Raw genomic sequence first — 18,676 nt, forward strand, 5'->3', positions numbered from 1 at the left:
GGCGCCGGCCCCCCCGGTCCGCCGGGGGGGCCGCCCCGGGGGGGGGCCGGGGGGGGGGGGGGGGGGGCCCCCCCCCCCCCCCCCACGACCCTGCACGTCGGCAGTTCGCCGGGTGCTACTTCGCCTTCTCGAGGATCTCCACCACGCGCCACCGCTTGGTCGCGGACAGCGGGCGGGTCTCCATGATCACGACCAGGTCGCCCACGCCGGCAGCATTCTGCTCGTCGTGCGCCTTGACCTTGCTCGTACGCCGGATGACCTTGCCGTAGAGCGGGTGCTTGACCCGGTCCTCGACCTCGACCACCACGGTCTTGTCCATCTTGTCGCTCGCGACGTAGCCGCGGCGCGTCTTGCGGGTGGTGGTGCGCTGCGCGTCTGCGGCAGCGTCCTCCACGGGCGTGTTGGTTGCGTTCTCGCTCATTCCAGCCTCACTCACTCGGCGCTCGGCGCAGTACGGATACCGAGCTCGCGCTCACGCAGGATCGTGTAGATCCGCGCGATGTCGCGACGGACGGCCTTGAGACGTCCGTGGCTCTCCAGCTGGCCGGTGGCCGACTGGAAGCGGAGGTTGAACAGCTCCTCCTTGGCCTTCTTCAGCTCGGCGACGAGCTTCTCGTCGTCGAAAGCGTCCAGGTCCGTGGGGGCGAGCCCCTTCGTTCCGACAGACATCAGTTGCCACCACCCTCGCGCACCACAAAACGGCACTTCATCGGGAGCTTGTGGATCGCGCGACGCATGGCCTCGCGCGCCAGGGGCTCCGGGACACCGGCCAGCTCGAAGACGATGCGACCGGGCTTGACATTGGCGACCCACCACTCGGGCGAACCCTTACCGGAACCCATGCGGGTCTCGGCGGGCTTCTTGGTCAGCGGACGGTCCGGGTAGATGTTGATCCAGACCTTGCCGCCACGCTTGATGTGGCGGGTCATCGCGATACGAGCAGCCTCGATCTGCCGGTTCGTCACGTACGCAGGCTCGAGAGCCTGGATGCCGTACTCGCCGAACGAGATCTGAGTACCACCCTTGGCCGCACCGGAGCGCGAGGGGTGGTGCTGCTTGCGGTGCTTGAGCCTGCGCGGGATCAGCATGACTCAGGCCTCCGTTCCGGTCTCAGGGGTCGGCTGAGCAGCAGGCTCCGCGGCCGGAGCCTGTGCGGCTGCCGGCGCCTCGGGAGCAGGACGCTCGGCCGAACGCTCGGGACGACGTCCACCGCGACGGTCGCCGCCACGCTCACCGCGCGGGCCGCCACGGCCCTGACGAGGAGCGGCGGTCGCCTGCTGTGCGGCGAACTCCTTCTCGGTCATGTCGCCCTTGTAGATCCAGACCTTCACGCCGATGCGGCCGAAGGTCGTGCGAGCCTCGAAGAAGCCGTAGTCGATGTACGCGCGCAGCGTGTGCAGCGGCACACGACCCTCGCGGTAGAACTCCGAACGGCTCATCTCGGCGCCGCCGAGGCGACCGGAGACCTGGACGCGGATCCCCTTCGCACCGGCGCGCTGCGCGGACTGCATGCCCTTGCGCATCGCGCGGCGGAAGGCCACGCGGCTCGCGAGCTGCTCAGCGATGCCCTGGGCCACGAGCTGCGCGTCGATCTCCGCGTTCTTGACCTCGAGGATGTTGAGCTGCACCTGCTTGCCGGTGAGCTTCTCCAGCTCACCGCGGATGCGGTCTGCCTCGGCGCCACGGCGACCGATGACGATCCCCGGGCGCGCCGTGTGGATGTCCACGCGGACGCGGTCGCGGGTGCGCTCGATCTCGACCTTGGAGATGCCGGCGCGCTCGAGACCGGTGCTCATGAGCTTGCGGATCTGCACGTCCTCACGGACGTAGTCGCGGTACCGCTGTCCGGGCTTGGTGCTGTCGGCGAACCAACGCGACCGGTGGTCGGTCGAGATGCCGAGGCGGTACCCGTGCGGGTGAACCTTCTGTCCCACTATCGGGCACTTCCCTTCGTGTTCTCTCGCGGAGCGACGACCACGGTGATGTGGCTCGTTCGCTTGAGGATACGGTTCGCCCGGCCCTGGGCCCGCGGCCGGAAACGCTTGAGGGTCGGACCCTCGTCGACGAACACCTCACGCACGACGAGCTCCTGCTCCTCGAACGCGACGCTCGCACGATCGGCCTTCACCCTGGCGTTCGCGACGGCGCTCTCCACGACCTTGCGGACGGGCTCGCTCGCCGCCTGCGGTGCGAACTTCAGCACGGCGACGGCCTCGGAGGCCTGCTTGCCACGGATGAGGTCCACGACGCGCCGGGCCTTCTGGGGCGTGACACGGACGAACCGCGCCTGCGCCTTGGCTTCCATTGCTGTCCTGCCTTCTTGTCTTGTGACCGTCAGGTGCACATCGCTGCTGTCTCGAGGGCCGAGGCCCACCGAGTCAGCGGCGACGGCCCTTCTTGTCGTCCTTCACGTGGCCGCGGAACGTCCGCGTCGGGGCGAACTCGCCGAGCTTGTGGCCGACCATCGCCTCGGTGACGAACACCGGGGTGTGCTTGCGGCCGTCGTGCACGGCAAAGGTGTGACCGAGGAAGTCGGGCGTGATGACCGACCGCCGGGACCAGGTCTTGATGACGTTCTTGGTCCCCTTCTCGTTCTGTCCGTCCACCTTCTTCTGCAGGTGGTCGTCGACGAAGGGGCCCTTCTTCAGGCTACGAGGCATGTCTCCAGGCTCCTATCAGCGCTTCTTGCCGGTACGGCGGCGACGGACGATCAGCTTGTCGCTGGGCTTGTTCGGGCGGCGGGTACGACCCTCCGGCTGGCCCCAGGGGCTCACCGGGTGACGACCGCCGGACGTCTTGCCCTCACCACCACCGTGCGGGTGGTCGACCGGGTTCATGACCACGCCACGGACGGTCGGGCGGACGCCCTTCCACCGCATGCGGCCGGCCTTGCCCCAGTTGATGTTGGACTGCTCGGCGTTGCCGACCTCGCCGACCGTCGCGCGGCAGCGCAGGTCGACGTTGCGGATCTCGCCGGACGGCATGCGCAGCTGCGCGTAGGGACCGTCCTTGGCGACGAGCTGCACCGACGCGCCGGCCGAGCGGGCGATCTTCGCGCCGCCGCCGGGCCGGAGCTCGATGGCGTGGATGACCGTACCGGTCGGGATGTTGCGCATCGGCAGGTTGTTGCCGGGCTTGATGTCGGCGCCCGCGCCGTTCTCGACGACGTCGCCCTGCTTCAGCTTGCTCGGCGCGATGATGTAGCGCTTCTCGCCGTCGGCGTAGTGCAGGAGCGCGATGCGCGCCGTGCGGTTCGGGTCGTACTCGATGTGCGCGACCTTCGCCGGCACGCCGTCCTTGTCGTGGCGACGGAAGTCGATCACGCGATATGCACGCTTGTGGCCACCACCCTTGTGCCGGGTGGTGATGCGGCCGGAGCTGTTGCGGCCCCCGCTCTTGGAGAGCGGGCGGACCAGAGACTTCTCCGGCTGCGAGCGCGTGATCTCGGCGAAGTCGGCGACGCTCGAGCCGCGGCGGCCTGGCGTCGTCGGCTTGTACTTACGGATTCCCATGGGGATCTGTCCTCAATCTGCTCTCGTCGGCTCAGCCGAAGATGTCGATCGTGCCCTCGCGGAGGGTGACGATCGCACGCTTGGTGTCCTTGCGCTTGCCCAGGCCGTAGCGCGTGCGGCGCGACTTGCCCTTGCGGTTGATCGTGTTCACCGAGGCCACCTTGACGTCGAAGATCTGCTCGATCGCGATCTTGATCTCGGTCTTGTTGGCCCGCGGGTCGACCACGAACGTGTACTTGCCCTCGTCGAGCAGGCCGTAGCTCTTCTCGGAGACGACCGGCGTGAGGATCACGTCGCGGGGGTCCTTGGTCACGGTGGTCACTTCGCGGCCTCCTCGGCAGCAGTCTCGTCCGCCTCGGAGGACGTCGCGACAGCCTTCGCGGAACGACCCGTGGCCGGCCCGGCCAGGAACACGTCGAGCGCGCCCTGCGTGAAGACGACGTCGTCGGAGACGAGCACGTCGTAGGTGTTGAGCTGGTCGGCCACCAGGAGGTGGACCTGCTCCACGTTCCGCAGCGACTTGACCGTCAGCTCGTCCCCACGCTCGGTGACGACGAGGACGTGCTTGCGCCCGGAGAGCTTCGCGAGCATCGTCAGTGCGGTCCTGGTCGACGGGGCACCGTCGACGCCGAAACCTGTCACGACGTGGACGCGGCCGTTGCGTGCCCGGTCGGAGAGGGCACCGCGCAGCGCGGCGACCTTCATCTTCTTCGGGGTGCGCTGGTCGTACGAGCGAGGCGTCGGACCGTGGACGATGCCACCGCCGGCGAACTGCGGCGCACGGATCGAACCCTGACGGGCGCGGCCGGTGCCCTTCTGCTTGTACGGCTTCTTGCCACCACCGCGGACCTCGCCGCGCGACTTGGTGTCGTGGGTACCCTGGCGCGCAGCAGCGCGCTGGGCCACGACGACCTGGTGGATCAGCGGGACGTTCGTGACGACGTCGAACACCTCGGAGGGGAGCTCGGCGGTCCCGGCCTTCTTGCCCTTGGGGTCAAGGACCTCAACGCTCAGTGCAGCCACGATGTTCACGCTCCCTTCGCGGCGCTACGGACGAGGACGACGCCACCCTTGGGGCCGGGAACTGCGCCCTTGACGAGCAGCAGACCCTTCTCTGCGTCGACCGCGTGCACGGTCAGATTCTGGGTGGTCTGACGGGCGTGACCCATCCGACCGGCCATCCGCATGCCCTTGAAGACGCGCGACGGGGTCGAGGCCCCACCGATCGAGCCGGCCTTGCGGTGGTTGCGGTGCGCACCGTGGGAGGCACCGACACCGGAGAAGCCGTGGCGCTTCATGACACCTGCGGTGCCCTTGCCCTTGGTCGTACCCATGACGTCGACCAGCGCCCCGGCCGCGAAGGCCTCGGCAGTGATCTCCTGGCCGAGCGAGTACTCGGCGGCGTCGCTGGTCCGCACCTCGGCCACGTGACGGCGCGGCGTGACGCCGGCCTTCTCGAAGTGGCCCTTGAGGGGCTTGGTCACCTTGCGGGGGTCGATCTGCCCGTAGGCGAGCTGCACGGCCGCGTACCCGTCGGCGTCCGCGGAACGCACCTGCGTCACCACGTTCGTCCCGACGGCCACGACCGTCACGGGAACGAGGCGACCGGCCTCGTCCCACAGCTGGGTCATGCCGAGCTTGGTCCCGAGCACCGCCGACACAGGGCGGATGTTCTGCTGGGGGGTAGTCATGATGTCCTCCAGCCTCAGAGCTTGATCTCGATGTTCACGTCGGCAGGCAGGTCGAGACGCATGAGCGAGTCGACGGCCTTCGGCGTGGGGTCGATGATGTCGATCAACCGCTTGTGCGTGCGCATCTCGAAGTGCTCGCGGCTGTCCTTGTACTTGTGAGGCGACCGGATGACGCAGAAGACGTTCTTCTCCGTCGGCAGCGGCACCGGACCCACGACCGTTGCACCAGCGCGCGTCACCGTGTCGACGATCTTGCGCGCCGAGCTGTCGATGACCTCGTGGTCGTAGGACTTGAGCCGGATGCGGATCTTCTGTCCCGCCATGGCGTCGTCTGACTCTCTCTCTCGTACCGCTAGCTGTCCGACCCCCGCGCTCGGGCGTGTCGCACTCGTGCGACACACCAGGGCGCACACGCCCGAAGGCGTAGGGCCGTTGGATATGTGAACCACCGCGCACCGCGCTCTCACGCGACGCCGCAGCCTGGATCACAACGTTTGGCGAGCCTGACCGGAATGTGCTTCCGCGGGGCTCCTCGATCTGTACCGACAGAGAGTCCATCCCGCAGCCCCGGCCCGAGGGGCCGGTTCCTGGTCCCCGACGAGCGAGGACTGGATCAACACACTGTTCGATACATGAAAGAGCGCGCCCGTAACAGGCAACCTGAACAGTCTGCCACACGAAGCCGTGATCGCCAAGTCGGGACGGTGGACCGCCTCGTGCGCTTCTCGTGCGCCTTCACGTGGGCCTTCGTGGGCCTTCACGTGGGCAGTCCTCGTGCCGGCCCGGCGAGGAGCTCGACCCCGGCCGAGCGGACCCGTCACGGCACGAGGGCCCGGCACCTGCGCGGTGCCGGGCCCTCGTGAGCAGTGCTGCAGGGCAGCGTCAGATCACTTGTTGATCTTGGTGACGCGGCCCGAGCCGACGGTACGACCACCCTCACGGATGGCGAAGCCGAGGCCCTCCTCCATGGCGATCGGCTGGATCAGCGCGACCGACATCTCGGTGTTGTCGCCCGGCATGACCATCTCGGTGCCCTCGGGCAGCGTGATGACGCCGGTGACGTCCGTGGTGCGGAAGTAGAACTGCGGACGGTAGTTCGAGTAGAACGGGTTGTGACGCCCACCCTCGTCCTTGCCCAGGATGTAGACCTGCGCCTCGAAGTCCGTGTGCGGGGTGATCGAGCCCGGCTTGACGACGACCTGGCCGCGCTCGACGTCCTCGCGCTTGATGCCGCGCAGGAGCAGACCGGTGTTGTCGCCGGCCTGGGCCTGGTCCATCTGCTTGTGGAACGTCTCGATACCCGTGACCGTGGTCTTCTGCGGGGAACGGATGCCGACGATCTCGACGTCCGAGTTCACGTCCAGCGTGCCACGCTCGACCTTGCCGGTGACGACCGTGCCGCGACCGGTGATCGTGAAGACGTCCTCGACGGGCATGAGGAACGGCTTGTCGAGCTCGCGCACGGGCTCGGGCACGTTCTCGTCCACGGCGTCCATGAGCTCGACGATCTTCGAGGTCCACTCGGCGTCGCCCTCGAGGGCCTTGAGGCCGGAGACGCGGATGACCGGTGCGTTGTCGCCGTCGAACTCCTGCGAGGAGAGGAGCTCACGGACCTCCATCTCGACGAGCTCGAGGATCTCCTCGTCGTCGACCATGTCGGCCTTGTTGAGCGCCACGAGCAGGTACGGCACGCCGACCTGGCGGGCGAGCAGGACGTGCTCACGCGTCTGGGCCATCGGGCCGTCGGTCGCGGCGACGACCAGGATCGCGCCGTCCATCTGGGCGGCACCGGTGATCATGTTCTTGATGTAGTCGGCGTGACCCGGGGCGTCGACGTGCGCGTAGTGGCGCTTCGGCGTCTCGTACTCGATGTGCGCGATGTTGATCGTGATACCGCGCTGCTTCTCCTCGGGAGCCGCGTCGATCTCGTCGAAGTTGCGCTGCTTGTTCGCCGGCAGGTCCGGGTACGTGTCCGCGAGCGTCTTCGAGATCGCCGCCGTCAGCGTCGTCTTACCGTGGTCGACGTGACCGATGGTGCCGATGTTGACGTGCGGCTTGGTCCGCTCGAACTTGGCCTTAGCCACTGGGGTCCTCCTGGGACTTGGGTAGATGTGCCGAACGTTTGCGAATGTCGTCCGAAGGATCTTACATCCGCGGGGCGTTGCGGTTTCCTACAGGTTGATGGTTCTGATGGTCTTCGACCTGTGGGGACTCACTCGCCCCGGGTCTTCTTGATGATCTCTTCGGCAACGTTCCGAGGAACCTCGGCATAGCTGTCGAACTGCATCGAGTACATCGCGCGGCCCTGGGTCTTCGACCGCAGGTCACCGATGTACCCGAACATCTCTGACAACGGTACGTTGGCCCGGACGACCTTCACACCCGTCGCGTCCTCCATGGACTGGATCATTCCACGACGTGAGTTCAGGTCGCCGATGACGTCGCCCATGTACTCCTCGGGCGTACGCACCTCGACCGCCATCACCGGCTCCAGCAGAACCGGGTCCGCCCGCTTGACGCCCTCCTTGAGGACCATCGAGCCGGCAATCTTGAACGCCATCTCCGACGAGTCGACGTCGTGGTACGCGCCGTCGAGCAGCGTCGCCTTGACCCCGACCATCGGGAAGCCGGCGAGCACACCGAGCTCCATCGCGGACTGGATCCCCGCGTCCACGCTCGGGATGTACTCCCGCGGGATGCGACCACCGGTGACGGAGTTCTTGAACTCGTAGAGCTCGCCCTCCGTCGTCTCGAGCGGCTCGAAGGTCACCTGGACCTTGGCGAACTGCCCGGAACCGCCGGTCTGCTTCTTGTGCGTGTAGTCCACCTTCTCGGCCGCGCGACGGATGGTCTCGCGGTACGCGACCTGCGGCTTGCCGACGTTCGCCTCGACGCGGAACTCGCGGCGCATGCGGTCCACGAGGATGTCGAGGTGGAGCTCGCCCATGCCGCCGATGACGGTCTGGCCGGTCTCCTCGTCCAGCTTCACGCGGAACGTCGGGTCCTCCTCGGCGAGCTTCTGGATCGCCGTGGAGAGCTTCTCCTGGTCCGCCTTCGTCTTCGGCTCGATCGCGACGTCGATGACGGGCTCGGGGAACGACATCGACTCGAGGATCACCGGCGAGTCGAGCGCGCAGAGGGTGTCACCCGTGGTGACGTCCTTGAGCCCGATGAACGCGTAGATGTGACCTGCGGAGGCGGACTCGACCGGGTTCTCCTTGTTGGAGTGCATCTGGAAGAGCTTCCCGATGCGCTCCTTCTTGCCCTTGGTCGAGTTGAGCACCTGCGCGCCCTGCGAGACCTTGCCCGAGTAGACACGGACGTAGGTGAGCTTGCCGAAGAACGGGTGCGAGGCGACCTTGAACGCGAGCGCGGCGAACGGCTCGGTGGCGTCCGGGTGGCGCTCGACGACCTTCTCCTCGTCCTTGACGTCGATCCCCGCGATGGCGGGGACGTCGAGGGGCGAGGGCAGGTAGTCGATGACCGCGTCGAGCATGGGCTGGACGCCCTTGTTCTTGAACGCGGAACCGCACAGCACGGGGAACGCGTCACCCGAGATGACGAGCTTGCGGATCCCGGACTTGATCTCCGCGACCGTGAGCTCCTCGCCACCGAGGAACTTCTCGAGCAGCTCGTCGTCCGCCTCGGCGACGGCCTCGACGAGCTCGGTCCGGTACTGCTCGGCCTTCTCCTGGAGGTCGGCCGGGATCTCCTCGACGTCGTACGCCTCACCGAGCTTGGTCTCGCCGTGCCACACGAGCGCCTTCATCTCGAGCAGGTCGACGACACCGGTGAAGTCGTTCTCGGAACCGATCGGGAGCTGGATGACCAGCGGCTTCGCCTTCAGGCGGCTGATGATCGTGTCGACGGTGAAGTAGAAGTCCGCACCGAGCTTGTCCATCTTGTTGACGAAGCAGATGCGCGGCACGTTGTACTTGTCCGCCTGGCGCCACACCGTCTCCGACTGCGGCTCCACGCCCTCCTTGCCGTCGAACACCGCGACGGCGCCGTCGAGCACGCGCAGCGAACGCTCGACCTCGACCGTGAAGTCGACGTGGCCGGGCGTGTCGATGATGTTGATCTGGTTGTCCTTCCAGTAGCAGGTCGTCGCGGCGGACGTGATCGTGATGCCGCGCTCCTGCTCCTGCTCCATCCAGTCCATCGTCGACGCACCGTCGTGCGTCTCACCGATCTTGTAGTTCACACCCGTGTAGAACAGGATGCGCTCGGTCGTCGTGGTCTTACCGGCATCGATGTGGGCCATGATGCCGATGTTGCGGACCTTGTTCAGGTCGGTCAGCACGTCAAGTGCCACGTCTGTGTCCCTCGCTAGGTGGGTTGAGTCGGGGGCGCTGCTCGGACCGGAGGTGACCGGCCGGGACCCGCCGACGGCCCCGGGGACGAAGATCCTCGGGGCCGGTCGGACGGACTACCAGCGGTAGTGGGCGAAGGCCTTGTTGGACTCCGCCATCTTGTGCATGTCCTCGCGGCGCTTGACCGCGGCACCGAGGCCGTTGCTCGCGTCGAGGATCTCGTTCATGAGGCGCTCGGTCATGGTCTTCTCGCGGCGGGCCCGCGAGTAGTCCGTGAGCCAGCGCAGCGCGAGGGTCGTGGACCGCACGGGGCGCACCTCGACGGGCACCTGGTACGTCGCGCCACCGACGCGACGCGAGCGGACCTCGAGCGCGGGGCGCACGTTCTCGAGCGCGCGCTTGAGGACGACCACGGGGTCGCCGTCGGTCTTCGACTTCACGCCCTCGAGGGCGCCGTAGACGATCGCCTCGGCGGTCGACTTCTTGCCGTCGAGCAGCACCTTGTTGATGAGCTGCGTGACGACGGGAGACCCGTAGACCGGGTCGACGATGAGCGGCCGCTTCGGGGCCGGGCCCTTACGGGGCATCAGCTCTTCTCCTTCTTGGCGCCGTAACGGCTGCGGGCCTGCTTGCGGTTCTTCACGCCCTGCGTGTCGAGCGCGCCGCGCACGATCTTGTAGCGCACACCCGGGAGGTCCTTCACACGACCACCGCGGACGAGCACGATGGAGTGCTCCTGCAGGTTGTGGCCGACGCCGGGGATGTAGGCCGTGACCTCGACCTGGGAGGAGAGCTTCACGCGAGCGACCTTGCGGAGCGCGGAGTTCGGCTTCTTCGGGGTGGTGGTGTACACGCGCGTGCACACACCGCGCCGCTGCGGGGAACCCTTGAGTGCCGGAGTCTTCGACTTCGTCACCTTCGAGGTTCGTCCCTTGCGGACGAGCTGCTGGATCGTAGGCACTACGTCTCCGTTGTCTTCTCGAGCTGTACCGGGGCGATCCCCGGCTGTGGTCTGGCTGGCTACGGGTGCCGATCGCACGCGGCACCCACGACGCGAGGCGTCGTGCGCAGCCACCTACCACCGGCTCGATGGTCCGTCACCGGCCGGCGCGCACGGAGCGCTACGACGATCGGTACCGGAATGCCCACGCGCTCACATCGGCTCGTCCACGGATGACCAGCAGGATCGACCGATCTTCGACAGATCGGTGAGCCTGGCACATCAGGGAGAGCCCGACGGCGCGGGCACGGCTTACCACGATACCTGCGACTTCGTAGGTAGTCAAAAGGCGCGCACCTCGGCCCGTCTCCTGACGACAGATGCCCGGCGGCACGACTCGCGTCGCACCGCCGGGCATCGAGTCGACCGGACGTCAGCGGTAGTCGCCGAAGTCCAGGTCCTCCAGCGGGATCGCCTCGCCGGTGCCCATACCGAGCGCCGGGAAGTCGATCTCGTCGTAGCCGAAGCTCGGGTAGAGCTCCGTCTTCGCCTGCTCGGTCGGCTCCACCTTGACGTTGCCGTAGCGGGGCAGGCCCGTCCCGGCAGGGATGAGCTTACCGATGATGACGTTCTCCTTGAGGCCGAGCAGCGGGTCGCGACGACCGCTCATCGATGCCTCGGTGAGCACCCGGGTCGTCTCCTGGAAGGAGGCGGCCGAGAGCCACGAGTCCGTCGCGAGCGACGCCTTCGTGATACCCATCAGCTCCGGACGGCCGGAGGCCGGCTGGCCGCCCTCCGCCACCGTGCGACGGTTCGCGTCCTCGAACCGGCCGCGCTCGGCCAGCTCGCCCGGGAGCAGCGGGGCGTCGCCCGAGTCCAGGACCGTGATCCGGCGCAGCATCTGGCGCACGATGACCTCGATGTGCTTGTCGTGGATGTCCACGCCCTGCGAGCGGTAGACCTCCTGGACCTCGTCCACCAGGTGCTTCTGCGTGGCGCGCGGGCCGAGGATGCGCAGGACCTTCTTGGGGTCCATCGCACCCTGGACGAGCTGCGTGCCGACGTCGACGTGGTCGCCGTCCTGCACGAGCAGACGCGCCCGCTTGGTCACCGGGTACGCGATCTCCTCCGAGCCGTCGTCCGGCGTCAGCACGAGGCGACGCGAACGCTCGGAGTCGTCGATCGCGATGCGGCCGGGGAACTCCGCGATGGGCGCCTCACCCTTGGGGGTACGGGCCTCGAAGAGCTCCGTGACACGCGGCAGACCCTGCGTGATGTCGTCGGCCGAGGCCACACCACCGGTGTGGAAGGTACGCATCGTCAGCTGCGTGCCCGGCTCACCGATCGACTGGGCCGCGATGATGCCGACGGCCTCGCCGATGTCGACGAGCTTGCCCGTCGCGAGCGAGCGCCCGTAGCACTTGGCGCACGTGCCCACGCGGGACTCACACGTCAGCACCGAGCGCACCTTGACGGCCTGCACGCCCGCGGCCACGGCCGCGTCGATCACGATGTCACCCGCGTCGTCGCCCGCCTTCGCGATGACGTTGCCCTGGGCGTCCACGACGTCGGACGCCAGGTTGCGCGAGTACACGCTCGTCTCGACCTTGGAGTGACGCACGAGCTCGCCGTTGGCCAGCTCCTCCGCGATCGGCATGGGCAGCCCACGCTCGGTCCCGCAGTCCTCCTCACGGATGATGACGTCCTGGGACACGTCCACGAGACGACGCGTGAGGTAGCCCGAGTCGGCGGTCCGCAGCGCGGTGTCCGCCAGGCCCTTGCGGGCGCCGTGCGTCGCGATGAAGTACTCGAGGACGGACAGGCCCTCGCGGTAGTTGGACTTGATCGGGCGCGGGATGATCTCGCCCTTCGGGTTCGCCACGAGACCGCGCATACCGGCGATCTGGCGGACCTGCATCCAGTTTCCGCGCGCGCCGGAGCCCACCATGCGCAGCACGGTGTTGCGGCGGTCGGACTCGAGGTTCTCGCGCATGACCGCGGCGACCTTGTCGGTCGCCTGGGTCCAGATCTCGATGAGCTCCTGACGACGCTCGTCGTCCGTGATCAGACCACGGTCGTACTGCTGCTGGACCTTGAGCGCGCGCTCCTCGTGCTGCTCGAGGATCTCCGCCTTCTCCGTCGGCGTGGAGACGTCGGAGATCGCGATCGTGACGCCCGAGCGGGTCGCCCAGCGGAAGCCGGCCGCCTTGAGCGCGTCGAGCGAGGCGGCGACCTCGACCTTCGGGTACCGCTCCGCCAGCTCGTTGACGATCGTCGAGAGCCGACGCTTGTCCACGATCGCGTTGACGTACGGGTAGTCGACGGGCAGCGTCTCGTTGAACAGCGCCCGACCCAGCGTGGTCTCGAACAGGATCGGCTGGCCCTGCTCCCAGCCCTCGGGTGCGTCGAACCCCGAGACCGGCGGGACGAGGTCCGTCATGCGGATCTTGACCTGCGCGTTCACGTCGAGCGTGCCCTGGTCGAACGCCATCACGGCCTCCGACACCGAGCCGAACGAGCGGCCCTCGCCCTCGGCGGCGTCCCGCTCGCTCGTCAGGTGGAACAGGCCGATGATCATGTCCTGCGAGGGCATGGTCACCGGGCGGCCGTCCGACGGCTTCAGGATGTTGTTGCTCGAGAGCATGAGGATGCGGGCCTCGGCCTGCGCCTCCGCGCTCAGCGGCAGGTGCACGGCCATCTGGTCACCGTCGAAGTCCGCGTTGAACGCGGCGCACACGAGCGGGTGCAGGTGGATCGCCTTGCCCTCGACGAGCTGCGGCTCGAACGCCTGGATGCCCAGGCGGTGCAGCGTCGGTGCACGGTTGAGCAGCACGGGGTGCTCGGTGATGACCTCTTCGAGGACGTCCCACACGACCGGGCGCGCGCGCTCGACCATGCGCTTGGCGCTCTTGATGTTCTGCGCGTGGTTGAGGTCGACGAGCCGCTTCATGACGAACGGCTTGAACAGCTCGAGCGCCATCTGCTTGGGCAGACCGCACTGGTGCAGCTTGAGCTGCGGGCCGACGACGATGACCGAACGGCCCGAGTAGTCGACGCGCTTGCCGAGCAGGTTCTGACGGAACCGGCCCTGCTTGCCCTTGAGCATGTCGGAGATCGACTTGAGCGGGCGGTTGCCCGGTCCGGTGACGGGACGGCCACGACGACCGTTGTCGAACAGCGAGTCGACGGCCTCCTGGAGCATCCGCTTCTCGTTGTTGACGATGATCTCCGGCGCACCCAGGTCGAGCAGGCGCTTGAGCCGGTTGTTCCGGTTGATCACGCGGCGGTACAGGTCGTTCAGGTCGGACGTCGCGAAACGGCCACCGTCGAGCTGCACCATCGGGCGCAGGTCCGGCGGGATGACCGGGACGGCGTCGAGCACCATGCCCGTGGGCGAGTTGGTCGTCGTGAGGAACGCGTTGACGACCTTGAGGCGCTTGAGCGCACGCGTCTTGCGCTGGCCCTTGCCGCTGCGGATGGTCTCGCGCAGCGACTCGGCCTCCGCGACGAGGTCGAAGTCCTGGAGCCGCTTCTGGATCGCCGCGGCGCCCATCGCCCCCTCGAAGTAGGTGCCGTAGCGATCCTGCAGCGAGCGGTACAGCATCTCGTCGCCCTCGAGGTCGGCCACCTTGAGGTTCTTGAAGCGGTCCCAGACCTGCTCGAGCCGGTCGAGCTGGGCGTCCGCACGCTTGCGGATCTGCGTCATCTCACGCTCGGCGGAGTCGCGCACCTTGCGGCGTGCGTCGGCCTTCGCGCCCTCGGCCTCGAGCTCGGCGAGGTCGCCCTCGAGCTTGGTGGCGCGCGTGTTGATGTCGTTGTCGCGGGCGTCCGAGATCTCCTTCTTCTCCAGGTCGATCTCGTTCTGGAGGTTCGGGAGGTCTTCCTGGCGGCCCTCGTCGTCGACCGACGTGATCATGTAGGCCGCGAAGTAGATGACCTTCTCCAGGTCCTTCGGTGCCAGGTCGAGCAGGTAGCCGAGGCGCGAGGGCACGCCCTTGAAGAACCAGATGTGCGTGACGGGGGCGGCGAGCTCGATGTGCCCCATGCGCTCACGACGCACCTTCGAGCGCGTCACCTCGACGCCGCAGCGCTCGCAGATGATGCCCTTGAAGCGCACGCGCTTGTACTTGCCGCAGTAGCACTCCCAGTCCCGGGTGGGGCCGAAGATCTTCTCGCAGAAGAGTCCGTCCTTCTCGGGCTTGAGGGTGCGGTAGTTGATGGTCTCGGGCTTCTTGACCTCGCCGTGCGACCAGGTACGGATGTCGTCGGCCGTGGCCAGGCCGATACGCAGCTCGTCGAAGACGTTGACGTCGAGCAAAGTGTCCTACTTCCTTCGCCTGCCGGGGCGACGTCCCGGGGTACCGGGACGTCGCCGCCGACTCCATAAAGACGGGGTGGGTGTGAGTCTGCGGATCAGATCTCGTCGACGCTCGCGGCGGCGTTGGGCCGACGCGACAGGTCGATGCCGAGCTCCTCCGCGGCGCGATACACGTCGTCGTCGGACTCCCGCATCTCGATCTGGACGCCGTCGCTCGAGAGCACCTCGACGTTCAGGCACAGCGACTGCATCTCCTTGAGGAGCACCTTGAAGGACTCCGGGATGCCCGAGTCCGGGATGTTCTCACCCTTGACGATCGCCTCGTAGACCTTGACACGGCCCGGGACGTCGTCGGACTTGATCGTGAGGAGCTCCTGCAGCGTGTAGGCCGCGCCGTACGCCTCGAGCGCCCACACCTCCATCTCGCCGAACCGCTGACCGCCGAACTGCGCCTTACCACCCAGCGGCTGCTGCGTGATCATCGAGTACGGGCCGGTCGAGCGCGCGTGGATCTTGTCGTCGACGAGGTGGTGGAGCTTGAGGATGTACATGTAGCCCACCGACACGGGCTCCGGGAACGGCTCGCCGGAGCGGCCGTCGTACAGCCGCGCCTTGCCGTCGCCGCCGACCATGCGGTCGCCGTCGCGGTTGGGGATCGTCGCCGACAGGAGCCCCGTGAGGGCGTTCTCCTGCAGGCCGTCGAACACCGGGGTCGCGACGGGGCGACCAGGGTCGGACGTCGCCGCGATCTCGGGGACGTCCTTCTTCCAGGAGAGGTCCTTGCCCTCGGCCAGACTGACGTCCCAGCCCTGCTTGGCGATCCATCCGAGGTGCGTCTCGAGGACCTGGCCGACGTTCATGCGGCCGGGCACACCGAGCGGGTTGAGGATGATGTCGACGGCGGTGCCGTCCTCGAGGAACGGCATGTCCTCGACGGGCAGGATCTTCGAGATGACACCCTTGTTGCCGTGCCGGCCGGCGAGCTTGTCGCCGTCCGTGATCTTGCGACGCTGGGCGATGTAGACGCGCACCAGCTGGTTCACACCGGCGGGCAGCTCGTCGCCGTCCTCACGGTTGAACTCGCGCACGCCGATGACGGTGCCGGACTCGCCGTGGGGCACCTTGAGCGAGGTGTCGCGCACCTCGCGCGCCTTCTCGCCGAAGATCGCGCGCAGCAGGCGCTCCTCCGGGGTCAGCTCGGTCTCACCCTTGGGCGTCACCTTGCCGACCAGCACGTCGCCGGCCCCGACCTCGGCACCGATGCGGATGATGCCGCGCTCGTCGAGGTCCGCGAGGACGTCCTCGGCGACGTTCGGGATGTCGCGCGTGATCTCCTCGGGGCCGAGCTTGGTGTCGCGCGCGTCGACCTCGTGCTCCTCGATGTGGATCGAGGAGAGGACGTCGTCCTGCACGAGACGCTGGCTGAGGATGATCGCGTCCTCGTAGTTGTGACCCTCCCAGGACATGAACGCGACGAGAAGGTTGCGCCCGAGCGCGAGCTCGCCCTCGTCGGTCGCGGGGCCGTCGGCGAGGACGGACCCGACCTCGACCCGCTGTCCCTCGTCCACGAGCACGCGCTGGTTGTAGCTCGTGCCCTGGTTCGAGCGACGGAACTTGGCGGCGCGGTAGCTCGACGTGGTCGCATCGTCGTTGGCCACGAGGACGAGGTCCGCAGAGACCTCGGTGACGACACCGGGCTTGGTCGCCACGATGACGTCACCGGCGTCGACGGCAGCGCGCCACTCCATGCCGGTCCCGACGAGCGGGGCCTCGGAACGGACCAGCGGCACGGCCTGGCGCTGCATGTTGGCGCCCATGAGCGCGCGGTTGGCGTCGTCGTGCTCGAGGAACGGGATGAGCGCCGTCGCGACGGACACCATCTGCCGCGGCGAGACGTCCATGTAGTCGACCTGCCCGCCCGGGATGATCTCGACCTCGCCGCCCTTGGTGCGCACGAGCACGCGCTCCTCCACGAAGGAGCCGTCGGCGCTCAGCACCTGGTTCGCCTGGGCGATGACGTAGCGGTCCTCGTCGTCGGCGGTGAGGTACACGACCTCGTCGGTGACCTTGCCGTTCGTGACCTTGCGGTACGGGGTCTCGATGAAGCCGAACGGGTTGATCCGCCCGTAGGACGCGAGCGAGCCGATCAGACCGATGTTCGGGCCCTCGGGCGTCTCGATCGGGCACATGCGGCCGTAGTGCGACGGGTGGACGTCACGGACCTCCATGCCGGCGCGGTCACGCGACAGACCACCGGGGCCCAACGCGTTCAGACGACGCTTGTGCGTCAGGCCGGCGAGGGGGTTGTTCTGGTCCATGAACTGCGAGAGCTGCGACGTGCCGAAGAACTCGCGGATCGAGGCCACGACCGGACGGATGTTGATCAGCGTCTGGGGCGTGATCGCCTCGACGTCCTGCGTCGTCATGCGCTCGCGCACGACGCGCTCCATCCGGGACAGACCCGTGCGGACCTGGTTCTGGATGAGCTCGCCGACCGCGCGGATGCGACGGTTCCCGAAGTGGTCGATGTCGTCGGTCTCGACGCGCACCTCGATCGCCTCGTCGGCGCGCACGCCGGGCATGGTCGCGTGGTCGGCGTGCAGGGCGGCGATGTACTTGATCGTCGCCACGACGTCGGAGACCGAGAGCGTGGAGTCGGTGAGGTCCGCGTCGACGCCGAGCTTCTTGTTCGCCTTGTAGCGGCCGACCTTCGCGAGGTCGTAGCGCTTGGGGTTGAAGTAGAAGTTCTCGAGCAGCGCACGGCCGGCCTCGACGGTGGGCGGCTCGCCGGGACGGATCTTGCGGTACAGGTCGACGAGCGCCTCGTCCTGGGTGTGGACGTGGTCCTTCTCGAGGGTGTCGAGCACGGCCGGGTAGTCGGCGAACTGCTCGCGGATCTCGGCCTCGCTCAGCCCGAGGGCCTTCAGGAGGATCGTGACGGGCTGCTTGCGCTTGCGGTCGACGCGGACGCCGACGGCGTCGCGCTTGTCGATCTCGAACTCGAGCCACGCACCGCGCGACGGGATGATCTTCGCGGAGAAGATGTCCTTGTCGCTCGTCTTGTCCGGGGTGCGCTCGAAGTACACGCCAGGCGAGCGCACGAGCTGCGAGACGACGACGCGCTCCGTGCCGTTGATGATGAACGTGCCGCGCGCGGTCATGAGCGGGAAGTCGCCCATGAAGACGGTCTGGCTCTTGATCTCACCGGTGTTGTAGTTGACGAACTCCGCCGTGACGAAGAGCGGCGCGGCGAAGGTGAAGTCCTTCTCCTTGCACTCGTCGGCCGAGTACTTCGGCGGCTCGAAGCGGTGGTTGGAGAACGAGAGCGACATCGACGAACCGAAGTCCTCGATGGGCGAGATCTCCTCGAAGATCTCCTCGAGCCCGGACGACGTCGAGACGTCCCGGCGCCCGGAACCCGCAGCGGCGGAGACGCGGGCCTGCCATGCCTCGTTGCCGAGGAGCCAGTCGAAGCTCTCGGTCTGGAGGCCCAGCAGGTCGGGGACGCCGAGAGGCTCGTAGACCTTGGCGAAAGAGACGCGACGCGACGCGGTACGGTTCGCGATGGCGTCGGCGGACGGAGCAGAAGGGGTGCGCGAGGCAGCCAAGAGGGGTCCTTCCCTGCAGATCGAAAGAACGCTGCACCACCCGGCTTGGGAACGATCACCGCCAGCCGTGACTGCTCGACGACGCGCACGTACGTCGACAAGTGGGTCACGGGGTATATGAGATCGGGGGCACAGGACAGCGCAAAGCGCTAGCATACCCCCATCCACGGGGGCCGTCCAGCCCGTGCCCCTGTGGAGGGCTGTGCCAGGAATCCGGTCCGCCTCGCGCCGCTCCCCCGAGGCGATCCCACGAGCGGCGTCCGCTGTCCTGCTTCGCCGCTGTCGGTCGGTCGC

Annotated in this window: 17 protein-coding genes; all 17 read right to left on the reverse strand. The window is 67.7% G+C overall.

The window, feature by feature from the left end; translation table 11 throughout:
* Positions 1–115: 115 nt before the first annotated feature.
* The 17 genes from rpsQ to rpoB all read right to left on the reverse strand — a co-directional run bounded on the left by rpsQ (position 116) and on the right by rpoB (position 18,382).
* The gene (gene rpsQ, locus IF651_RS15820) at positions 116–421 is read right to left on the reverse strand and encodes a 30S ribosomal protein S17 (RefSeq protein ID WP_191830097.1); all 306 of its coding nucleotides are present in this window, start codon (positions 419–421) and stop codon (positions 116–118) included.
* A gap of 11 nt (positions 422–432) precedes the next feature.
* Positions 433–669: a 50S ribosomal protein L29 gene (gene rpmC / locus IF651_RS15825; RefSeq protein ID WP_191830098.1), complete on the reverse strand. Its 237-nt coding sequence runs from the start codon at positions 667–669 to the stop codon at positions 433–435.
* A complete protein-coding gene (gene rplP, locus IF651_RS15830) occupies positions 669–1,088 on the reverse strand; it encodes a 50S ribosomal protein L16 (protein ID WP_069386374.1) in 420 nt (139 codons plus the stop codon). Before rplP ends, rpmC begins: the two co-directional genes overlap by 1 nt.
* A 3-nt stretch (positions 1,089–1,091) precedes the next feature.
* Positions 1,092–1,934 (reverse strand): 30S ribosomal protein S3, encoded by an 843-nt coding sequence (gene rpsC / locus IF651_RS15835; RefSeq protein WP_191830099.1) that lies wholly within the window; start codon positions 1,932–1,934, stop codon positions 1,092–1,094.
* Complete coding sequence (rplV, locus tag IF651_RS15840) at positions 1,934–2,305, reverse strand: 50S ribosomal protein L22 (protein ID WP_191830100.1); 372 nt, start codon at positions 2,303–2,305, stop codon at positions 1,934–1,936. The genes rpsC and rplV overlap by 1 nt, the downstream gene beginning before the upstream one ends.
* Positions 2,306–2,378: 73 nt before the next feature.
* Entirely contained in the window at positions 2,379–2,660 is a 282-nt protein-coding gene (gene rpsS, locus IF651_RS15845; RefSeq protein WP_191830101.1) for a 30S ribosomal protein S19, read from the reverse strand.
* A gap of 15 nt (positions 2,661–2,675) precedes the next feature.
* On the reverse strand, positions 2,676–3,512 hold the full coding sequence (gene rplB / locus IF651_RS15850) for a 50S ribosomal protein L2 (RefSeq protein ID WP_191830102.1): 837 nt from the start codon (positions 3,510–3,512) through the stop codon (positions 2,676–2,678).
* A gap of 31 nt (positions 3,513–3,543) precedes the next feature.
* Positions 3,544–3,834, reverse strand: coding sequence for a 50S ribosomal protein L23 (gene rplW / locus IF651_RS15855; protein WP_191830103.1), 291 nt, complete (start codon positions 3,832–3,834; stop codon positions 3,544–3,546).
* Positions 3,831–4,535: a 50S ribosomal protein L4 gene (gene rplD / locus IF651_RS15860; RefSeq protein ID WP_422110500.1), complete on the reverse strand. Its 705-nt coding sequence runs from the start codon at positions 4,533–4,535 to the stop codon at positions 3,831–3,833. The genes rplW and rplD overlap by 4 nt, the downstream gene beginning before the upstream one ends.
* Positions 4,536–4,540: 5 nt before the next feature.
* Positions 4,541–5,203 carry a 50S ribosomal protein L3 gene (gene rplC / locus IF651_RS15865; RefSeq protein ID WP_191830104.1) on the reverse strand — a complete coding sequence of 221 codons (663 nt, stop codon included), beginning with the start codon at positions 5,201–5,203 and terminating at the stop codon, positions 4,541–4,543.
* Between the two features lie 14 nt (positions 5,204–5,217).
* Complete coding sequence (rpsJ, locus tag IF651_RS15870; RefSeq protein ID WP_012867945.1) at positions 5,218–5,526, reverse strand: 30S ribosomal protein S10; 309 nt, start codon at positions 5,524–5,526, stop codon at positions 5,218–5,220.
* Between the two features lie 564 nt (positions 5,527–6,090).
* A complete protein-coding gene (gene tuf / locus IF651_RS15875; protein ID WP_191830105.1) occupies positions 6,091–7,287 on the reverse strand; it encodes an elongation factor Tu in 1,197 nt (398 codons plus the stop codon).
* Between the two features lie 128 nt (positions 7,288–7,415).
* Complete coding sequence (gene fusA / locus IF651_RS15880; RefSeq protein ID WP_191830106.1) at positions 7,416–9,518, reverse strand: elongation factor G; 2,103 nt, start codon at positions 9,516–9,518, stop codon at positions 7,416–7,418.
* 114 nt (positions 9,519–9,632) lie between these two features.
* Complete coding sequence (gene rpsG, locus IF651_RS15885) at positions 9,633–10,103, reverse strand: 30S ribosomal protein S7 (protein WP_191830107.1); 471 nt, start codon at positions 10,101–10,103, stop codon at positions 9,633–9,635.
* A complete protein-coding gene (gene rpsL, locus IF651_RS15890) occupies positions 10,103–10,477 on the reverse strand; it encodes a 30S ribosomal protein S12 (protein ID WP_191612714.1) in 375 nt (124 codons plus the stop codon). The genes rpsG and rpsL overlap by 1 nt, the downstream gene beginning before the upstream one ends.
* Positions 10,478–10,889: 412 nt before the next feature.
* On the reverse strand, positions 10,890–14,774 hold the full coding sequence (locus tag IF651_RS15895) for a DNA-directed RNA polymerase subunit beta' (protein ID WP_191830108.1): 3,885 nt from the start codon (positions 14,772–14,774) through the stop codon (positions 10,890–10,892).
* A 95-nt stretch (positions 14,775–14,869) separates the two neighbouring features.
* Entirely contained in the window at positions 14,870–18,382 is a 3,513-nt protein-coding gene (rpoB, locus tag IF651_RS15900; protein WP_191830109.1) for a DNA-directed RNA polymerase subunit beta, read from the reverse strand.
* Positions 18,383–18,676 lie beyond the last annotated feature (294 nt).

The sequence above is a fragment of the Cellulosimicrobium arenosum genome (assembly GCF_014837295.1).
GTDB lineage: Bacteria > Actinomycetota > Actinomycetes > Actinomycetales > Cellulomonadaceae > Cellulosimicrobium > Cellulosimicrobium arenosum.

Excerpts from the sequence above, each read along its gene's own strand:
- rpsQ (WP_191830097.1), bottom strand. The coding sequence starts at position 421 with ATGAGCGAGAACGCAACCAACACGCCCGTGGAGGACGCTGCCGCAGAC.
- rpmC (WP_191830098.1), bottom strand. The coding sequence starts at position 669 with ATGTCTGTCGGAACGAAGGGGCTCGCCCCCACGGACCTGGACGCTTTC.
- rplP (WP_069386374.1), bottom strand. The coding sequence starts at position 1,088 with ATGCTGATCCCGCGCAGGCTCAAGCACCGCAAGCAGCACCACCCCTCG.
- rplV (WP_191830100.1), bottom strand. The coding sequence starts at position 2,305 with ATGGAAGCCAAGGCGCAGGCGCGGTTCGTCCGTGTCACGCCCCAGAAG.
- rpsS (WP_191830101.1), bottom strand. The coding sequence starts at position 2,660 with ATGCCTCGTAGCCTGAAGAAGGGCCCCTTCGTCGACGACCACCTGCAG.
- rplB (WP_191830102.1), bottom strand. The coding sequence starts at position 3,512 with ATGGGAATCCGTAAGTACAAGCCGACGACGCCAGGCCGCCGCGGCTCG.
- rplC (WP_191830104.1), bottom strand. The coding sequence starts at position 5,203 with ATGACTACCCCCCAGCAGAACATCCGCCCTGTGTCGGCGGTGCTCGGG.
- rpsJ (WP_012867945.1), bottom strand. The coding sequence starts at position 5,526 with ATGGCGGGACAGAAGATCCGCATCCGGCTCAAGTCCTACGACCACGAG.
- rpsG (WP_191830107.1), bottom strand. The coding sequence starts at position 10,103 with ATGCCCCGTAAGGGCCCGGCCCCGAAGCGGCCGCTCATCGTCGACCCG.